General features: G+C 59.4%; 16 protein-coding genes. All 16 read right to left on the bottom strand.

Going from position 1 to position 17,341, the window contains the following annotated elements; translation table 11 throughout:
- Positions 1-118 precede the first annotated feature (118 nt).
- The gene (locus WNZ14_RS11600; RefSeq protein WP_342868812.1) at positions 119-1,321 is read right to left on the bottom strand and encodes an ABC transporter substrate-binding protein; all 1,203 of its coding nucleotides are present in this window, start codon (positions 1,319-1,321) and stop codon (positions 119-121) included.
- A gap of 70 nt (positions 1,322-1,391) precedes the next feature.
- Positions 1,392-2,483: a cupin domain-containing protein gene (locus tag WNZ14_RS11595; RefSeq protein ID WP_342868811.1), complete on the bottom strand. Its 1,092-nt coding sequence runs from the start codon at positions 2,481-2,483 to the stop codon at positions 1,392-1,394.
- Positions 2,484-2,626: 143 nt separating this feature from the next.
- Positions 2,627-3,469 carry a tryptophan 2,3-dioxygenase gene (gene kynA / locus WNZ14_RS11590; protein WP_342868810.1) on the bottom strand — a complete coding sequence of 281 codons (843 nt, stop codon included), beginning with the start codon at positions 3,467-3,469 and terminating at the stop codon, positions 2,627-2,629.
- Positions 3,466-4,659, bottom strand: a complete 1,194-nt coding sequence (kynU, locus tag WNZ14_RS11585) for a kynureninase (protein WP_342868809.1) — start codon at positions 4,657-4,659, stop codon at positions 3,466-3,468. The genes kynA and kynU overlap by 4 nt, the downstream gene beginning before the upstream one ends.
- A 4-nt stretch (positions 4,660-4,663) precedes the next feature.
- Positions 4,664-5,074, bottom strand: coding sequence for a RidA family protein (locus tag WNZ14_RS11580; protein WP_342868808.1), 411 nt, complete (start codon positions 5,072-5,074; stop codon positions 4,664-4,666).
- Positions 5,075-5,111: 37 nt separating this feature from the next.
- On the bottom strand, positions 5,112-6,740 hold the full coding sequence (locus WNZ14_RS11575; RefSeq protein ID WP_342868807.1) for an AMP-binding protein: 1,629 nt from the start codon (positions 6,738-6,740) through the stop codon (positions 5,112-5,114).
- A 1-nt stretch (position 6,741) separates the two neighbouring features.
- The gene (locus WNZ14_RS11570) at positions 6,742-7,908 is read right to left on the bottom strand and encodes an acyl-CoA dehydrogenase family protein (RefSeq protein ID WP_342868806.1); all 1,167 of its coding nucleotides are present in this window, start codon (positions 7,906-7,908) and stop codon (positions 6,742-6,744) included.
- Positions 7,908-8,711, bottom strand: coding sequence for an enoyl-CoA hydratase family protein (locus WNZ14_RS11565; RefSeq protein ID WP_342868805.1), 804 nt, complete (start codon positions 8,709-8,711; stop codon positions 7,908-7,910). Before WNZ14_RS11565 ends, WNZ14_RS11570 begins: the two co-directional genes overlap by 1 nt.
- 4 nt (positions 8,712-8,715) lie before the next feature.
- Entirely contained in the window at positions 8,716-9,216 is a 501-nt protein-coding gene (locus WNZ14_RS11560; protein ID WP_342868804.1) for a MarR family transcriptional regulator, read from the bottom strand.
- On the bottom strand, positions 9,213-9,974 hold the full coding sequence (locus tag WNZ14_RS11555; RefSeq protein ID WP_342868803.1) for an SDR family NAD(P)-dependent oxidoreductase: 762 nt from the start codon (positions 9,972-9,974) through the stop codon (positions 9,213-9,215). The genes WNZ14_RS11560 and WNZ14_RS11555 overlap by 4 nt, the downstream gene beginning before the upstream one ends.
- A gap of 2 nt (positions 9,975-9,976) precedes the next feature.
- Positions 9,977-12,271 (bottom strand): bifunctional salicylyl-CoA 5-hydroxylase/oxidoreductase, encoded by a 2,295-nt coding sequence (locus WNZ14_RS11550; protein ID WP_342868802.1) that lies wholly within the window; start codon positions 12,269-12,271, stop codon positions 9,977-9,979.
- A gap of 263 nt (positions 12,272-12,534) precedes the next feature.
- Complete coding sequence (locus WNZ14_RS11545; protein ID WP_342868801.1) at positions 12,535-13,689, bottom strand: aminotransferase class V-fold PLP-dependent enzyme; 1,155 nt, start codon at positions 13,687-13,689, stop codon at positions 12,535-12,537.
- Positions 13,690-13,759: 70 nt separating this feature from the next.
- The gene (locus WNZ14_RS11540) at positions 13,760-14,599 is read right to left on the bottom strand and encodes an ATP-binding cassette domain-containing protein (RefSeq protein ID WP_342868800.1); all 840 of its coding nucleotides are present in this window, start codon (positions 14,597-14,599) and stop codon (positions 13,760-13,762) included.
- Positions 14,589-15,467, bottom strand: coding sequence for an ABC transporter ATP-binding protein (locus WNZ14_RS11535; protein ID WP_342868799.1), 879 nt, complete (start codon positions 15,465-15,467; stop codon positions 14,589-14,591). Before WNZ14_RS11535 ends, WNZ14_RS11540 begins: the two co-directional genes overlap by 11 nt.
- Positions 15,464-16,315, bottom strand: coding sequence for an ABC transporter permease (locus tag WNZ14_RS11530; protein WP_342868798.1), 852 nt, complete (start codon positions 16,313-16,315; stop codon positions 15,464-15,466). Before WNZ14_RS11530 ends, WNZ14_RS11535 begins: the two co-directional genes overlap by 4 nt.
- On the bottom strand, positions 16,308-17,318 hold the full coding sequence (locus tag WNZ14_RS11525) for an ABC transporter permease (protein ID WP_342868797.1): 1,011 nt from the start codon (positions 17,316-17,318) through the stop codon (positions 16,308-16,310). The genes WNZ14_RS11530 and WNZ14_RS11525 overlap by 8 nt, the downstream gene beginning before the upstream one ends.
- Positions 17,319-17,341 lie beyond the last annotated feature (23 nt).

Below are 17,341 nucleotides of genomic sequence, written 5' to 3'. Positions count from 1 at the left end.
GCCGCTGGCGACGCCTTTCCGGACCGGCATTTTCGCGGTCGGATGGCTCGCGCTTTGTTTATGCCCCTCCCCGCTTGTCGCAGGGAGGGGCTGAAGTTTCAGACCGGTTCAGGCCGTATTACTGAACAATCTCGATCTGCTTGTAGACCGTGCCGTCAACGACGAACTTGCCAATGAAGCCGGCAACATCGCCGTTCTCATCAAAGTCATAGCTGCCGCCGGCGCCGTCATAATCGATGTCTTTGCCATCCGCGATCAGCGCCTTGGCCTTTTCCCATTCGCCAGGGCCAACCTTTTCACCGGGTGCCGAAGCGATCGAGCGCAGGGCTGCAGCCATCTTTGTGCGGTCGGCAGAACCTGCCTGTTCGATCGCCAGCAATGCCATGAATGTGGCGTCATAGGTCTGGTCGACGAAGGGCTTGTCTGCAGGCTCGCTGTAGGCAGCAGTGTAGGCCTCATGCAGCTTGGCCTGGTTCGGGTTGTCCGCAGGCGATGTCGGTGCAGAGAAGAACGACGTTGCCAGTGCCTCGGCGCCAATATCAGCGATCAGCGCTTCGTCGCGCAGACCATCGGTGCCGACGAACTTGGTGAACAGGCCGCCTTCAATCGCCTGCTTGACGATCTTGCCACCGGAATCACCTGCATAGGCGATAACCACGAGCGCGTCGCCGCCGGCCTTCGAAAGGGTCGCAAGTTCAGAGCGGTAGGAGTTCTTCTTCTCCTCGTGCTTGACCTCGGCCACGACTTCACCACCGAGCGCCTTGTAGGCTTCGACGAAAGTGCCGCCGATACCGACGCCGTAATCATTGTTGACGAAGGTCACGGCCACTTTGGTCAGGCCTTCGTCCATCACCATCTTGGCCAGAACCTTGCCCTGGAAGTTGTCCGAAGGCACGATCCGGTAAAGCAGGTCATTGTCGTTGATGTCAGTCATCGCCGGCGACGTGGCGGTAGGCGAGATCTGGACGACACCGGCTGGGATCGCTGCAGCCTCGGCCGAAGCGATCGTGGTGCCTGACATAAGCGCACCCATGATGATTGGCACGTTCTCGATGTTGATCAGCTTGCCCGCGGCATCAACCGCGCCTTGCGACGAGCCGGTGGTGTCGCCGTAAACCGGGACAGCCTGGCCGTCGAGCAGACCACCCTGTTCATTGACCTGCTTGACCGCCAGGTTCGCCGCATTCTGCAAAGGCGGAATGAAGCTTGCGATCGGGCCGGTGATATCCATCAGCAGACCAACCTTGGTGTCGGCGGCAAGGGTTGACGCGCTGGACGCGAGCAACGCCGCGATCGCCAATGCATATGTTGTCTTTTTCATGCTTTTTGCTCCCATTGATTTATTGGCCCTATGCTACGTGAGCGCCTCGCGGGCTGCTATCATAAAACGCTCAGATTTCGTCCACGACGTGTGTTTCAAACGAACCGGGAAGCGAGACCTCCAGCAATTGAAGATCATTGCTCGGATCACTGTAGCGCGTTGCCATCCGCGGCGGAATGACAAAAGCATCGCCTTTTTCAAGACGATAAGGCTCCTTGCCCTCGCCTTCCAGCACCATGCTGCCCGACATCACGAAATTGAACAGGATATCGCCTTCGTGCCGGGTCCAGACCGAGGTACCCGAACCTGATGGCCGCGCCACCATGACCGAGGCGACACCTTTGGTGTTAGCGTTGATCGTGGTGTCGCGCGCTTCAAAACCAGGAACACGGAAGGCCTTGAAGACACCCTCTTTCGCCAGGCTGTGAACGAAGCGCTGGCCATCCCACTCGCGATCCGGACGCTCATGCGGCGTAGGCAATTCCATAGCGTGATCAATTTCGGTGACATGCTCCGCTGGAACACCGATTTCAATCACCTCGATCCCGTCAGCCGCATGCAACACCTTGTGGCGGATCTGCGGAGGCTGGATGAAGCAGTCGCCCGCCGTCAAACGACGGATGCCGCCCTGATCTTCATAAAGCACATCAACCCAGCCGCTGATGCAGAAGATCAGCTGGAATCCGACCTTGTGGAAATGCACCATATCGGGCACCGGTCCGTCCGGCACCCGGATATGCGAGGCAATCATCGCGCCGCCAAGCCGGGTCGGTATCAGGTCGCGATACTCCATACCGGCGCGTCCGATCACCCACGGTGCCTGATCAGCCAGCCGGCGAACCACGAAGGCGTGCTCGGTCTGTGGCAGAACCATCGGCGGATTGAGTTCGTCGATCTCGATGCGCGTGCCGTTCGGCGCGGTCAATTCCCGCTTGCCGTCAGCAAATCCATCAGGGTCATCGGTCAGGATACGCAGTGTTCCCGGTGCTTCCGGCGCACCCTTCTGGATACGAATCCGAAGCCCGTGCCCTGAAAGCACAGCCACCTCCGGATCATCGGCCGGATAAATCATGTCGAGGCGCATTTTCAGCGTCTTGGTAAAGAACGGCAGATCGTCCCGCAGTTCTGACGTCGGCAACCTGATTTCTGCGCGCGTATCCAACCCAAACTCCAATTTAAAAGGCAAAACCGTCATCATTGTCGAACGCGATGCGAAACCCAACAACCTGACAGCGACCGGACACTATCGAACCGAAAGGATATTTCAAGGCTCAAATAGTGGCCTTGAGCGGCGATGAAGACAACCTACAATTCGGTTCGCACACGCCATAATTCGGGAAAAAGCTCGACATCAAGCATCCGCCTGAGATAGCTCGTCCCGCCGGTTCCGCCGGTGCCGCGTTTGAGACCGATCACCCGTTCAACGGTAGTGACATGGTTGAAGCGCCATCGCCGGAAATAGTCTTCCAAATCCACAAGTTTCTCGGCAACCTCATAGAGCGCCCAATAGGTCTCGGGCGCTTCATAAACGGTTTTCCAGCCGGCAGTCACGCCATCATGGATCTCGTGCGTGGTGCGGACTTCGCGGGCCAGAACCTCTTCTGGCATTGCAATGCCACGCCTTGCCGCGAGCCGTATCGCTTCATCATACAGGCTGGGTTCGAGAAGTTCAGCTTCGAGCTTTGCAAGGGCTCCAGGAACATGCGCATGCGGGCGCATCATCGCGTGGTTGCGGTTGCCCAGGGCATATTCGATCATCCGGTACTGCAGCGACTGGAACCCGGACGACTGACCGAGCTTGTTGCGGAAATGGGTATAGTCGGACGGTGTCATGGTCCGCAGCACGTCCCATGCCGAATTGAGCTGTTCAAATATCCGCGAGACGCGCGAAAGCGTCTTCATCGCAGGCTGCAATTCATCCGAACGGATCGCAGCGCGCGCAGCTGAAATCTCGTGGATAGCCAGCCGCATCCACAATTCAGATGTCTGGTGCTGGATGATGAACAGCATCTCGTCATGGGCGTCGGTCCGGGTTTTCTGAGCACCCAGCACCTGATCCAGGCACAGATAATCGCCATAGGACATGCGCCCATCGAAGTTCATCTCGGCACCTTCTTGCGAAGGGTCGTAGTCTTTGCCCTCGCTCATGTGACCGCATTTCGGGTCTTGAACGCCGGCTGGTCCCATTCGCCGGTAGCGATGATTTCGCAAAGTGCGTCGGCCGCATGGCTGACATCGGCGGGCGTGTTGTAGAGCGGGCAGAAGCCAAACCGCATGATGTCGGGCGCGCGGAAGTCACCGATGATGCCGCGGGCGATCAGGGCCTGCATCGCAGCGTAGCCTTCGTGGAAGCGGAACGAGACCTGCGATCCCCGCGCCTGCGGATCGCGCGGGCTTGCAAGCGTCACGTCCTTGCACCCGGCCTCGACTTCCGAGATGAACTGTTCAGACAGCTCGATCGAGCGTTCACGAATGTCATTCATGTCAACGCCGTCAAAGGCATCGAGTGCCGCGTCCAGAACCGCCATCTGGATCACCGGCGGGGTTCCGACCCGCATCCGGCTGATGCCCTCGCCCGGCCTGTAATCAAGATCAAACGCAAACGGCGCCTGATGCCCAAGCCAGCCGGAAAGCGCCGGACGGACCTGATCTATGAGATCCGGACGGACATGGATGAAACCCGGCGCACCAGGGCCGCCGTTGAGATACTTGTATGTGCAGCCAACTGCGATATCGGCATTGCACTCAGTCAGATCAATCGGCAGAGCGCCAGCCGAGTGCGCCAGATCCCAGATCATGATCGCGCCGGCATCATGCGCCTTGTCGGTAATCGCCTTCATGTCATGCACACGACCGGTGCGATAGTCGACATGCGTCAGCATCACCGCGGCCACGTCTTCCGTGATATGTTCGGCAACCGCTTCGGGATCCACGACCTTAAGCTCAAGCCCCTGCCCCAGGCTCTTGAGCAGGCCATCAGCCATATACAGATCGCTTGGGAAATTGCCGTTGTCGGAAAGAACGAGCTTGCGTCCGGGTCGCATCTCCACAGCCGAGGCGACGGCCTGGTAGACCTTGATGGACAGCGTGTCGCCAACCATGGTGCTGCCGCCGGGCGCGCCGATCAGGCGGCCAATCCGGTCACCCAGACGCGACGGCAGTTCCATCCACTTGGCCTTGTTCCAGCCCGTGATCAGCATCGGACCCCATTGGTCCGCCATCGTCGCACGCGCCCGCTCAACCGCGGCCTTTGGCAACGGTCCGAGCGAATTGCCATCGAGATAGGTGATCCCGTCCGGCAATTCGAACAAGTCCCGCCTCGTCTGAAAACTGCTCATGGCTTCACGCTTCCTTCCGGGATTTTCCGATTTCGGCTGTTGCCTCGATCTCGACCTTTGCCTCGTCTTCGATCAGGCCGGCAACAACAATCACCGACATCGACGGAAAGTGCCGGCCCATCACCTTGCGATAGGCAGCGCCGACATCTTTCTGGCGAGCCATGTATTCGGCCTTGTCGGTAATGAACCAGGTCAACCGCACGATATCACTGACCTCGCCGCCCGCAGCGCTCACGATCGCGGCAATGTTGGCAAGTGTCTGCTCAAGCTGGCCCACGAAATCGTGGTGCTCGAAAACCTGATCCTTGTTCCAGCCAATCTGGCCGCCGGTGTAAAGCCGTTCGCCGTCAACGAGCATGCCGTTTGCGTAGCCCTTCGGCTTTTCCCAATCCGGTGGATTGACTGCTTCTATCATGATGAAATTCCTCGTTTATGTCGTTGGAAGGCTCAGCTCAGGCATCATCTTCTGAGCGGAGCCGGAAACGCTGGATCTTGCCGGTCTGGGTTTTGGGCAATGTCTGGGTGAAAATCACTGACCGGGGATATTTGTAAGGTGCGATTGTCGCCTTGACGTGATCCTGCAGCCTTTTGGTGGTGATCTCATCGGCTTCAATGCCGCTATTGAGCACCACATGCGCCTGGACGATCTGCCCGCGCGCCTCGTCGGCAATGCCGATGACTGCACATTCGGCCACATCGGAATGCGCCAGCAGAGCGGCTTCAACTTCCGGTCCGGCAATGTTGTAGCCGGCGGAAATAATCATGTCGTCGCTGCGGGCGGCAAAGTGAAAGAACCCGGTCTCGTCCTGGGTGAAGGAGTCGCCCGTCAGGTTCCAGCCGTCGCGGACATATTTCTGCTGCTGCTCCGGGTCCGACAGATAGCGGCAACCGGTCGGTCCGCGCACAGCCAATCGGCCGACCTCACCGCGTGGCAACTCCTGCATGGTCTCGTCGACAATCCGCGCCTCGTAGCCCGCGACCGGCAAACCGGTACAGGCAGGCTGCGAATTGGAAAATCTGTTGGAGATGAAGATATGCAGCATCTCGGTGGCGCCGATGCCATCGAGCATCGGCTTTCCGGTCTTGGCCATCCATTGATCATAGACCGGCCCCGGCAAGGTTTCGCCAGCAGAGACTGCAGCGCGCAGAGAGGACAGATCTGCCCCCTCTTCCATCGCCGCAAGCATGGCGCGATAGGCGGTCGGGGCGGTGAAGCACACTGTTGCTTTGTGGTTCTGGATAATCTCGACCATGTTGGCCGGCGTCGCCTGCTCGAGCAGCGCCGCAGCCGCTCCAAATCGCAGCGGAAACACCGCCAGGCCACCAAGACCGAAGGTGAAAGCCAGTGGCGGAGAGCCGATGAAGACATCCTCAGGCGTAACGCCCAGCACTTCCTTGGCATAGCCGTCAGCGATGATCAGCATGTCACGATGAAAATGCATCGTCGCCTTCGGCATCCCGGTAGTGCCTGAGGTGAAGCCAAGCAGCGCGACATCGTCACGGCCGGTTTTCACCGTCTCAAAGCGGACGGACTTGGACAGTGCCAGCCGATCGAGTTCGGCATCATGATTGGCCGTACCATCAAAACCCACGACCTTGTTGAGGAACTTGTTGTCCTTGGCGCAGGCGACCATCTCTTCCATCAGCCGCGTGTCGCACAGCGCCAGCGAGATTTCCGCCTTGTCAGCAATCTTGCTCAGTTCAACGGCGCGCAGCATTGGCATGGTGTTGACCACGACAGCGCCGGCCTTGGTCGCAGCCAGCCAGACCGCTACCATCGCCGGATTGTTGGCAGAGCGGATCAGGATGCGATTGCCCGGCTTGACCCCGTAATCCTCGACCAGCACATGGGCAATCCGGTTGGTCCAGTCGGTCAGTTCCTTGTAGGTCCTGATCCGGCCATTGCCGATAAGTGCGGTGTGATCGCCAAATCCCTTGGCAACCATCGCGTCCGTGAGCTCATAGCCACAGTTGAGCCATTCGGGGTAATCAAAACCATCGAGCTTCAGCTCCGGCCACTGATCGACCGGAGGCAGGTTGTCACGTGTGAAGGTGTCGATATGGCCCGATGGTCCCAGCACATTACACTCCTTTGGAATTCGCCAATGTCTGCCGTGCAATCACGACTTTCTGAACATCCGACGCGCCCTCGTAAATCCTGAGCGCGCGAATCTCGCGGTAGAGGCTTTCAACAATGTGGCCCTTGCGCACGCCGTCGCCGCCATGCAGCTGCACGGCCTTGTCGATCACGTCCTGTGCATGGTCTGTAGCGTAAAGCTTGGCCATCGCCGCCTCGCGGCTGACCCGCGGCGCGCCCTGATCCTTGAGCCAGGCCGCCCGGTAGACCAGCAGCGCCGACGCGTCGACATCGAGAGCCATGTCCGCAATGTGCCCCTGCACCATCTGCAGATCGCTCATCGGCGCCCCGAAAAGCTCTCGCTCGCTAACGCGGTTCAGGCTCTCGTCCAGCGCGCGGCGGGCAAAGCCGAGAGCTGCGGCGGCAACGGTGGACCGGAACACGTCAAGCACTGACATGGCGATGCGGAAGCCGTCACCGGGATTGCCGATCATCGCCGATGCCGGGATCCGGCAGTCATTGAAGGCGAGCCGCGCCAGCGGGTGTGGTGCAACCACCTCCAGCCGCTCGGCGATCTCGAGACCCGGCGTGTCAGCGGGCACGATAAAGACCGAAAGCCCCTTGGCGCCGGGCGCCTCGCCGGTGCGGGCAAAGACGCAATAGACATCGGCGATGCCGCCATTCGATATCCAGGTCTTCTCGCCATTGAGAACGTAATCCTCACCGTCCCGCACAGCCGTCATCGCCATGTTGGCCACATCCGAACCAGATGCAGGCTCGGATAGCGCAAACGCCGACAAGGCCTTGCCTGCGCGGGTCTGAGACAGCCACTTGGACTTCTGGTCAGGTCTGCCGAACAGCGAGATCGCACCGGTGCCAAGGCCCTGCATGGCAAAGGCAAAATCAGCCAATCCGTCATGGCGGGCCAGCGTCTCGCGCAGGATGCACAGGCTGCGCACATCAATGCGCGAATTCTCATCATCCGGATCGACGGCAGACAGCTTGAGCCAGCCTGCGTCGCCCAATGCCTTCACGAGGGTCTTGCAGGCCTCGTCAACGTTGGAATGATCGACATGTGCCAGTTCGGATGCGGCCCACTCATCGACGCGGTCGGCCAGATGCCGGTGCGCATCGTCAAAAAACGGCCATTGAAGGAAACTGCGGTCTGACATCAATTGCCCTCGAATACGGGTTTTTGCTTGGATGCGAAGGCTTCATAGGCGCGGCGGAAATCCTCGGTCTTCATGCAGATTGCCTGCGCCTGCGCTTCGGCCTCGATCGCCTGCTCGATGCCCATGTTCCATTCCTGCGCCAGCATGGTCTTGGTCATCATGTTGGCGAATGTCGGCCCGTCGGCAATGCGCCGTGCCATCTTGCGTGCCTCGTCGTCGATGTCCGACGCCGCGACAACGCGATTGTAGAAGCCCCAGCTTTCGCCTTCTTCGGCGCTCATCGAGCGTCCGGTGTAGAGCAGATCGGCTGCCCGCCCCTGACCGATGATCCGCGGCAGGATGGCGCAAGCGCCCATATCACAGCCAGCAAGTCCGACCCGGTTGAACAGAAACGCTGTCTTGGCTTCCGGCGTGGCAATCCGCAGATCGCTGCACATGGCGATAATGGCACCGGCGCCGGCACATACACCGTCGACCGCTGCAATCACCGGCTTGCCGCAGCCGACAATGGCCTTGACCAGATCGCCGGTCATCCGGGTAAATTCAAGCAGGCCCTTCATATCCTTGTCGAGCAATGGCCCGATGATCTCGAACACGTCGCCACCCGAGCAGAAATTGCCGCCATTCGAGCCAAAGACCACAACCTTGACATCGTCCCGGTAGACCAGTCCGCGAAACCAGTCGCGCAGTTCTGCATAGCTTTCGAAGGTCAGCGGATTTTTCTTATCCGGCCGGTCAAGCGAAACCTCGGCAATGCCATCGGTAAGTGTCAGTCGGAAATTGACGGGGGCGTCAGTCGGCATGGGTTCAGTCCTCTCCCTTGGTACTCTTTCGGGCAATGCATTCGAGTTGATCGGACAGGTGCTGGACCTCCGATACGTCGATGCCATCGAGAAGGCTGTCGATCCAGCCTTCGTGACTGGCAGCCATTGCCTCGAATTGTTCGCGTCCCGCCTGGGTCAATCGCACGGTTGTCGCGCGGCGGTCATTGTCCACCGGGATGCGCACCAGAATGCCGTCGTCCACCAGCCGGTCGACGATGCCGGTGACATTGCCGTTGGAGACCCGCAACACGCTCGAAAGTTCGCTCATCTTGAGGCCCGGCTCGATGCGGTAAAGTGCTGCCATCACGTCAAATCGTGGCAGCGTGGTATCGAAACCCGTACGCAAGTTCTCGCGAAGCTCCGCCTCGACATGTTTCGTTGCTTTCAGAAGCTTCAGCCAAAGCCGCAAACGTGCTTTGGACGCTGCGGCATCCAAGGCAACTGTATTGCTCGCATCTGCCAGCAGTGCAGAATTGTCGCTCATGTCTCTCCTCCCGATAGAGATATGGCCTGACCGGTGACGGAAACCGCAGCATCGCTGCAGAGCCATAGCACTGTCTCGGCAATTTCTTCCGGCTGTATGAACCTGCCCTGCGGATTGACATCCCGCAGCGAAGCTTCCGCCTCATCACGTGATCGTCCGGTTTTTTCGACTATGTTGTCAATGGAGCGATGCAGCATCGGCGTGTCCGTAAACCCCGGACAAATCGCATTGACCGTCACTCCGGTCTTGGCGAGCTCCTGAGCCAGGCTGCGCACCAGCCCGACCACGCCGTGCTTGGCAGCACAATAGGCGCCAACATAAGCATAGCCCTTCAATCCGGCGGTCGAGGCAATCGCGATCATGCGACCCGGCTGCGCCCGATTCATTTTCAAAAAAGCCGCCTGGAAGGTATTGAAAACGCCGGTCAAATTGACGTCAAGCGTCGCGCGGAAAAGCGCAGCATCCATGCGATGAAACGGAGCACTTTCAGCTGATCCAGCATTGGCGATGACGATGGTTGGCGCACCGTTCAATTGCACTGCCGCCTCGATCGCTGCAGCCATTGCATCCGCATCGGTGACATCAGCGGAAGCCGCAGTGATGCGGTCATCCTGAGCGGCAAGGGCCTCAAGCGGCGCCAAGCGCCGTCCGATTGCGGTTACCCGCGCGCCCTTCTGTGCAAGCGCCAGCGCAATCGCTTCGCCGGCGCCCGATCCGGCGCCGGTGACAATCGCATGATGCCCCATCAGTTCCGACATTGTCAGACCTTCCCGAGCATCGTGTCTGTACGCTCGGCGAGCCGCCACATCTGGTCGCGACCAGGGTGGTACGGATCGGGCCACTTCTCGTCATGGTCACCCAGTGCGCTGGCCGCATGCAGCGTCCAGTAGGGATTGGCCAGGTGCGGACGCGCGAGACAAACCAGATCGGCGCGGCCCGCCATAAGGATCGAATTGACATGGTCTGGCTCGTAGATGTTGCCAACAGCCATGGTCGCCATTTGCGCCTCGTTGCGGATCCGGTCGGCAAACGGGGTCTGGAACATGCGCCCGTACACAGGGCGTGCCTGCTTCGATGTCTGCCCGGCAGAGACGTCGCAGATGTCAACGCCAGCCTGCTTGAGCATGCGCGCGATCTCGACGGCTTCCTGCGGGCTGACGCCATCGCCTTCAACCCAGTCACTGGCCGAGATGCGAACAGAGATCGGCTTGTTCTCAGGCCAGACCGCGCGCACGGCGTGGAAGACCTCAAGCGGGTAGCGCATGCGGTTTTCCAGACTGCCGCCATATTCATCTTCACGTCGGTTGGTGAGCGGCGTGATGAACGACGACAACAGATAACCGTGTGCCATGTGAAGCTCGATCATGTCGAAGCCAGCGCGCTCGGCCATCTGGGCTGAAGCAACAAACTGGTCGCGAACCATATCCATGTCTTCGCGGGTCATCACTTTCGGCGTCTGGTTGGCTGACGACCAGGCCACATCGGATGCCGAAAGCAGCGGCCAGTTGCCGTCCTTGAGCGGCGCATCCATGATCTCCCAGCCAAGCTGGGTGGAGCCCTTGGCGCCGGCATGACCGATCTGCATGCAGACCTTGGATTCACTCTCGGTGTGAATGAAATTCACAATCCGGCTCCATTGCGCCTCGTGCTCCGGCGCATAGAGCCCCGGGCAACCCGGCGTGATCCGGCCTTCCGGCGACACACAGGTCATCTCGGTATAGACAAGACCGGCGCCGCCCTTGGCACGCTCGCCATAATGGACCAGATGCCAGTCGGTGGGGCTACCGTCGACAGCCTTGTACTGCGCCATCGGCGAGACCACGATCCGGTTCTTGAGCTCCATGTCGCGCAGCTTGTAGGGCGCAAACATTGGCCGCCGCACCGGCGCCTGTGTGGAAACCTCCGCCTGCGTCTGGAACCAGCGCTCGGCGTCTTCCAGCCAGTCAGCATCGCGAAGCCTGAGGTTCTCGTGGCTGATACGCTGCGAACGGGTCAGCAGCGAATAGTTGAACTGCACCGGATCGAGGTGGAAGTAACGCTCGATTTCCTCGAACCATTCCATCGAGTTGCGCGCGGCCGACTGCAGACGCAAGACCTCAAGCCGTCGATCCTCTTCGTATTTCTCAAATGCCTTCGGCAGGGTTGGCTCCGAATGCAGATAATCGGCAAGTGCGATGGCGCTTTCGAGCGCCAACTTGGTGCCGGAACCGATGGAGAAATGCGCGGTCGCTGCCGCATCGCCCATGAGCACGATGTTCTCGTGGCTCCAGCGTGCGCACAGAACCCGCGGGAACTGTATCCAGGCCGACCCGCGAATGTGGGTGGCATTGGTCATCAGGCTGTGACCGCCAAGATGCTTGGCGAAGATCTTTTCGCAAGCTGCGATCGTTTCCTGCTGGCTCATCTCGCCGAAGCCATAAGCCTCGAATGTCTCTTGATTGCATTCCACGATGAAAGTCGCGGTCTCATTGTCAAACTGATAGGCGTGAGCCCAGACCCAGCCCTTGTCAGTCTCTTCGAAGATGAAGGTGAAGGCATCATCGAACTTCTGATGTGTCCCGAGCCAAACGAACTGGCATTTGCGGATATCGATTTCAGGCTGGAACTTGTCGGCGAATTCGGTGCGGGTATGCGAATTGAGGCCATCCGTCGCCACCACCAGATCGAAATCCTTGGCATAATCGGCAGCGCTGGCAACATTGGTTTCAAAGCGCAGCTCGACACCAAGCTCCTTCGCCCGCGCCTGCAGCAGGAGCAGGATCTTCTTGCGCCCTATGCCGCAGAAACCGTGACCGGTGGACACGGTCTTGGTATCCTTGAAAAGAACCGCGATATCGTCCCAATAGGCAAAATGCTCGCGGATCGATGCAGCACTCTTGGCATCGTTTTCTGCCAGATTGTCGAGTGTCTCGTCGGAAAGCACGACGCCCCAGCCGAACGTGTCATCAGGCTTGTTGCGCTCGATAACCACGACTTCATGCGACGGATCGCGCAGCTTCATCGAGATCGCGAAATAGAGACCGGCAGGACCGCCACCCAGACAAACGATTCTCATAATTCCGCACCTCCAGACAAGTTTCAATTGCTGGCAATCCTACGCTCCAACGAATATATTTCAAGCATAAAATTTTTAAGCCACAATATATCTGTCAGCCGGAAAACACTTTTCCTCGGAATGGAAATTTCATTCCGCCAAGCAGGACACAAGCATGGCGCACCCTGCGTTCATACGAGCGAGAAGATACCCGATAAGCGGCGAAGTAGCGCACTTGAACGCCCGGTCAAGAAATACGGTTAGGCAACGGACAGACTTGCGGTTCAGGCAGCTTTCAAAGCAGCTATCAGCCTGTCCACACCCACTTGCGTGGTCATGAATCCAGGCGAACACCGCAGGATAGCGCCGCGTGCATCGGCGAACACCGAAACTGTGCGCAGTCTGGAGAGCAATGCCTGGGCGGCGTCCGCATCAGACAAACGCACCATGACGCTTCCACCGCGCTGTTCCGGATCGCGTGGCGAGGCCAGTTCAAAACCGGCCTCATCGGCGGCGGCGATGATGACATCGCTCAAGGCGCGGTTCTTCTCAAGCTGCTTGCCCCAATCTTGCGCCGCATGCCACTCAAGCGCGGGCACGGAAGCCACGCAAGCCATCACCGAAGGTGTGCCATTGTCAAATCGGCGAATGTCTGGCGCATAGGAAAACGCGTTGATGTCCCAGGAGAATATGTTCTCCTGGCTGAACCAGCCCCTGAGGCTTGGCTGACACCTTGCGATCACATCAGGCATCACCTGCAGGATGCCGCCGCCCGGAGATCCGCACATCCATTTGAGACTGGTCGAAATCGCGAAATCTGCAGCCACGGCCAGGCAGTCGTAGTCCATCAGCCCTGCGGCTTGTGTGATATCGACGCCAATCAGCGACCCCTGCTTGCGACCATGCGCCACCAGAGCACCAAGATCGCACCTGTGCGAAGAGGTGGAACTGACCCAGGTGAGCAAGGCAAGCCCAACCTCGGGTCCCCAGGCTGCCATCACGTCCTCGTCCTCGACCCAGTTCGCGCCATCACGAAGTTTGACCGTACGCAGCTCAAAACCGTATCGCTCGGCAAGGCCTGTCAGCAGAAAGTGAAGGCTCGGAAAGCAGTCGCCGGCGACCAGCACCACCCTGCCCTCGAGATCCTTGCGCGGCAGTGCCATGATCAACGCGGCCAGCGCGGATGTGACATTCTCGGTCGTGGTCAGTGACGCCGATGGCGCCCTGAGCAACTGGCTCCAAAGGTCGATGAACCGCTGGCGCTGTCCAAGCGCATAGCCCCATTGCTCGTCGTTCGGCGCAGCCCAGCAATCGGCAAAATCCGACAGTGCAGCTTTCATGTCAGCCGCTTTGCCCGGATACTGACCGATCGAATGGTAAAGCATGTAACCGTCGCCGTCGGATTGCCCGGCACTTGTGTGGCTGGTCTGTAAAGTCATCTCATTCTCCCCGGTCCGCGACGCCGCCCTGCGTTCGCTGGCCCATCATCTTGTCTGTAAGCTGGCAAGTCTACCAGTTCGCCTGCTGTGGATCAGGCAACGGAATGGCGTCGAGCAGTTCGCGCGTGTAAGCGGCCTGCGGCGCATCAAACAGGCGGTCGGCCTCGGCATACTCGACGATGGTGCCGCGTTGCAAAACCATGACCCGGTTGCACAGGCGCCGGATGACCGACAGATCATGACTGATGAACGCCAGCGTCAGCCCGAGTTCCTTCACCAGCTCGGCAAGCACATTGAGCACTTGCGCCTGTGACGACACATCAAGCCCGGAGACGATTTCATCCGCCAGAATAAATTCAGGCTTCAGCGCGATCGCACGCGCTATGCCCACTCTCTGCCGCTGGCCACCCGAGAGTTCATGCGGATACCGGCTACGGAAACCGCGCGGCAGGCCAACGTGATCAAGCGCGTCATCGACGCGGCGATCAATTGCATCAAAACCATGCATCTGCATCGGGTCGGCGATGATAGCGCCGACGCGACGTCGTGGATTGAGCGACGACATCGGATCCTGAAAGATCATCTGCATGCGCCTGCGGATCGGCCGCAAAGCATCTTCATTCAGGTGGGTAATATCCTGACCGTCAAACAGGATGGTTCCGGCGGTTGGTTCGATCAGCCGCAACAGCGCCCGCCCAAGCGTTGACTTGCCTGAACCAGACCCACCCACAATGCCAAGCACCGAACCACGGGTAATGTCGACATCAATACCGTTGAGGATGCGGATCAGCGGCGCCCGGCCAAAAACCGGTTTCGCCGCCATATCCGGCAGCGCCACCTCGAGCGATCGGGCCGAAAACAGAATGTTGTCTGGCGCCGTAGCTCCGGGTGTAGCCATATCATCTGCCATCTCGCCACTCCTTGTCGGCAACCAGAACCTCGGCGGCAACCGCCTCGATCACCGCCTCATCGACCGGCAGCAGCGATGCACCCGGATCAGTGTATTTCGGCGTCGCTGCCAGCAGGGCGCGGGAATAGGCGTGCTTGGGTCCTTCAAAAAAGTCCGGCACACTGGAATTTTCCACGATCTTGCCGCCATAGAGAACAGACAACCGCTGACAGACTTTCGAGACCACACCCAGATCATGGGTAACGAAGACCATAGCTGTGGCATGGCGCGCCTGCAGCTCGCGGATCAGCCGCAGGATCTGCTTTTGAACGGTCACATCGAGCGCAGTTGTTGGTTCATCGGCGATAACAAGCTTGGGATTGGCTGCAAACGCAGAGGCGATCAGTACGCGCTGACGCATCCCGCCCGACAATTCATGCGGATAACTGCCCATCACCCGTTCGGGATTGTCGATGTAAACCTCGTTGAGCAGCTCGAGCGCGCGAACCCGCGCATCCGCCTTGGTCCAACCGAGAATATCGACCAGCCGGTTGGTGATCTGTGGTTCGATCCGTCGCGACGGGTTGAGCGCAGTCAACGGATCCTGAGGGATCAACGCCGCCGTAGCCCCGATCAACCGCCGGCGGTCGGCAGGCTTCATTTTTTGCAGATCCTGCCCGTCGAGCAGGATCTCGCCTTCGATGATCGAGATTGCAGAGGGCAGAATCCCCAGGATTGCCTTGCCGATCATGCTCTTGCCGGCGCCGCTTTCTCCCACGAGTCCGAGGACTTCGCCGGTATCAATGCTGAACGACACCGATCTGAGGACCCGCTGATCGTAACCGTGCAGCGCCGCCGATAGATTGTTGACTGTCAGAAACGCACTCATCGCAGCACCGGATCAAAGCGGTCCTTGAGCCCTTCGCCAAACTGGCTGAAGGACAGGACGGTCAGAAAGAGGATGCCGAGCGGGAATGCGAGCACCCACCAGGCCTGATGGATCGAGGTGCGCCCCTCGGCGATCATCCCGCCCCAGGTCGGCGCGTCTGTCGAGATCGACAGGTTCACAAACGACAGGATTGCCTCGACAATCACGGCGATGCCCATTTCGAGCGTCGACAACGCGACAATCGTTGGCAGCACATTTGGCAGGATTTCCCGCCACAGGATATCGCGCCGCGGCCGACCGGCAACGACCGCACTCGAGACATAGTCCATCGCCGACTGGTTCATCGCCTCGGCCCGAACCACACGGCAGAACCGGGTCCAGTCAATCACCACGATGGCGATTATGATGGATGTCAGCCCGGTGCCCAGCACCGCGATCAGCAGGATCGCGAACAGAACCGGCGGGAACGCCATCCAGATATCGACCAGTCGCGAGATCGCAACATCGACCCAACCGCGCATATAGCCTGCCAGCAGACCAAGCAACGATCCGACAAACGCCGTCGCAAGTCCCGCAACCAGCGCCACGGAAAACGCGATCCGCGCACCGTGGATCAGGCGCGACAGCACGTCCCGCCCGAGGCTGTCGGTCCCCAGCAGATAGGCTGGATCCGAGCCGCTCATCCAGAACGGCGGCAGACGCCCGGCAAACAGGTCCTGCGCCAGCGGGTCATGCGGGCTGACAAGCGGCGCCAAAAGCGCCAGCAGAGCCATGATGCCAAGCCATGTGCCCGAAAGCCACAACCGTGCGCCAAGACGCCGTTTGATTGAACCGCGGCCATCAAGCATGACGCAGCCTCGGATTAAGCAGCGCATAGGTCATGTCGACAACCAGATTGATGACGGTGAACAGGAGGGCAAAGACAATCACGATCCCCTGAATGAGAGGCAGATCGCGGTTGATCACCGCATCGATCGCCATGTTGCCGAGCCCTTCATAGGAAAACAGCCGTTCGATGATCACCGTGCCACCGATCAGGAACGTGAACTGAACCCCGATCAGCGTCAGCGTCGGCAGAACCGCATTGGGCAGCGCCTCGGACAGAATCACATGATTTTCGCTATACCCCTTGGTGCGAGACAGCGTCACATAGTCGAGATGCATGGTTTCCTTGAGCGACTGCTTGAGCAACTGGCTGATGATCGCGGCCAGCGGGATGGCCAGCGCCAGGGCGGGCATGAACATGTGCTTGAGCAGGTCCCACCAGAGATCAAAGCGCAACCGCGCGACGCTCTCGAACACATAGAATTGCGTGACAAAGGGCAGATCCAGCGAAGGTGAAATCCTGCCCGATATATGAAAAATCGGCATCAGCACGCCAAACAGCACGATCAGGATCAGTGCCCAGAGAAAGTCCGGGATTGAAAGACCTACGCCATTGGCGACATCAATAGCCGTTTCGGTGCGCGTCTCGCGGTGCCTGACGCCGGTCAGCGCCAGAATGCCGCCGATCACCACGGCGATCACCAGCGCAAAGATCGCCAGTTCAAGCGTCGCCGGAAGCCGTCCGAGCACCAGGGGCATCACCGGCTGCCGCAGCGAGATCGAGGTGCCGAAATCGCCGTGGAAAACCCCGGTCAGCCAGATCCAGAACTGCTCGATGATGGTCTTGTCCAGTCCATAGAGCGCGGTCAGACGGGCAACATCCTCATCCGTCGCACCCGGGGGCAACATCATGGCGATAGGGTTTCCCGGCACCACACGGATGACAAAGAACACCACCACCGCCGCCCCGATCAAGGTGACCGACATGGTCGCAAGGCGTAGCAGAATCGCGCGCAACAATTTCAAGATGGATATCCTGCAAAAAGGGG

Source organism: Hoeflea sp. AS60 (genome assembly GCF_038900115.1).
In the GTDB taxonomy this organism is placed as follows: domain Bacteria; phylum Pseudomonadota; class Alphaproteobacteria; order Rhizobiales; family Rhizobiaceae; genus Hoeflea.
Note: the sequence above shows the minus strand (reverse complement) of the source record. Positions and strands in the feature narration are given on the sequence as shown.

What these genes read in the sequence shown, in the direction of transcription:
- WNZ14_RS11535 (WP_342868799.1), bottom strand. Translation starts at nt 15,467, where the DNA reads ATGAGTGCGTTTCTGACAGTCAACAATCTATCGGCGGCGCTGCACGGT.
- WNZ14_RS11545 (WP_342868801.1), bottom strand. Translation starts at nt 13,689, where the DNA reads ATGACTTTACAGACCAGCCACACAAGTGCCGGGCAATCCGACGGCGAC.
- WNZ14_RS11570 (WP_342868806.1), bottom strand. Translation starts at nt 7,908, where the DNA reads ATGTCAGACCGCAGTTTCCTTCAATGGCCGTTTTTTGACGATGCGCAC.
- WNZ14_RS11540 (WP_342868800.1), bottom strand. Translation starts at nt 14,599, where the DNA reads ATGGCAGATGATATGGCTACACCCGGAGCTACGGCGCCAGACAACATT.
- WNZ14_RS11530 (WP_342868798.1), bottom strand. Translation starts at nt 16,315, where the DNA reads ATGCTTGATGGCCGCGGTTCAATCAAACGGCGTCTTGGCGCACGGTTG.
- kynA (WP_342868810.1), bottom strand. Translation starts at nt 3,469, where the DNA reads ATGAGCGAGGGCAAAGACTACGACCCTTCGCAAGAAGGTGCCGAGATG.
- WNZ14_RS11560 (WP_342868804.1), bottom strand. Translation starts at nt 9,216, where the DNA reads ATGAGCGACAATTCTGCACTGCTGGCAGATGCGAGCAATACAGTTGCC.
- WNZ14_RS11580 (WP_342868808.1), bottom strand. Translation starts at nt 5,074, where the DNA reads ATGATAGAAGCAGTCAATCCACCGGATTGGGAAAAGCCGAAGGGCTAC.
- WNZ14_RS11550 (WP_342868802.1), bottom strand. Translation starts at nt 12,271, where the DNA reads ATGAGAATCGTTTGTCTGGGTGGCGGTCCTGCCGGTCTCTATTTCGCG.
- kynU (WP_342868809.1), bottom strand. Translation starts at nt 4,659, where the DNA reads ATGAGCAGTTTTCAGACGAGGCGGGACTTGTTCGAATTGCCGGACGGG.
- WNZ14_RS11600 (WP_342868812.1), bottom strand. Translation starts at nt 1,321, where the DNA reads ATGAAAAAGACAACATATGCATTGGCGATCGCGGCGTTGCTCGCGTCC.
- WNZ14_RS11565 (WP_342868805.1), bottom strand. Translation starts at nt 8,711, where the DNA reads ATGCCGACTGACGCCCCCGTCAATTTCCGACTGACACTTACCGATGGC.
- WNZ14_RS11555 (WP_342868803.1), bottom strand. Translation starts at nt 9,974, where the DNA reads ATGTCGGAACTGATGGGGCATCATGCGATTGTCACCGGCGCCGGATCG.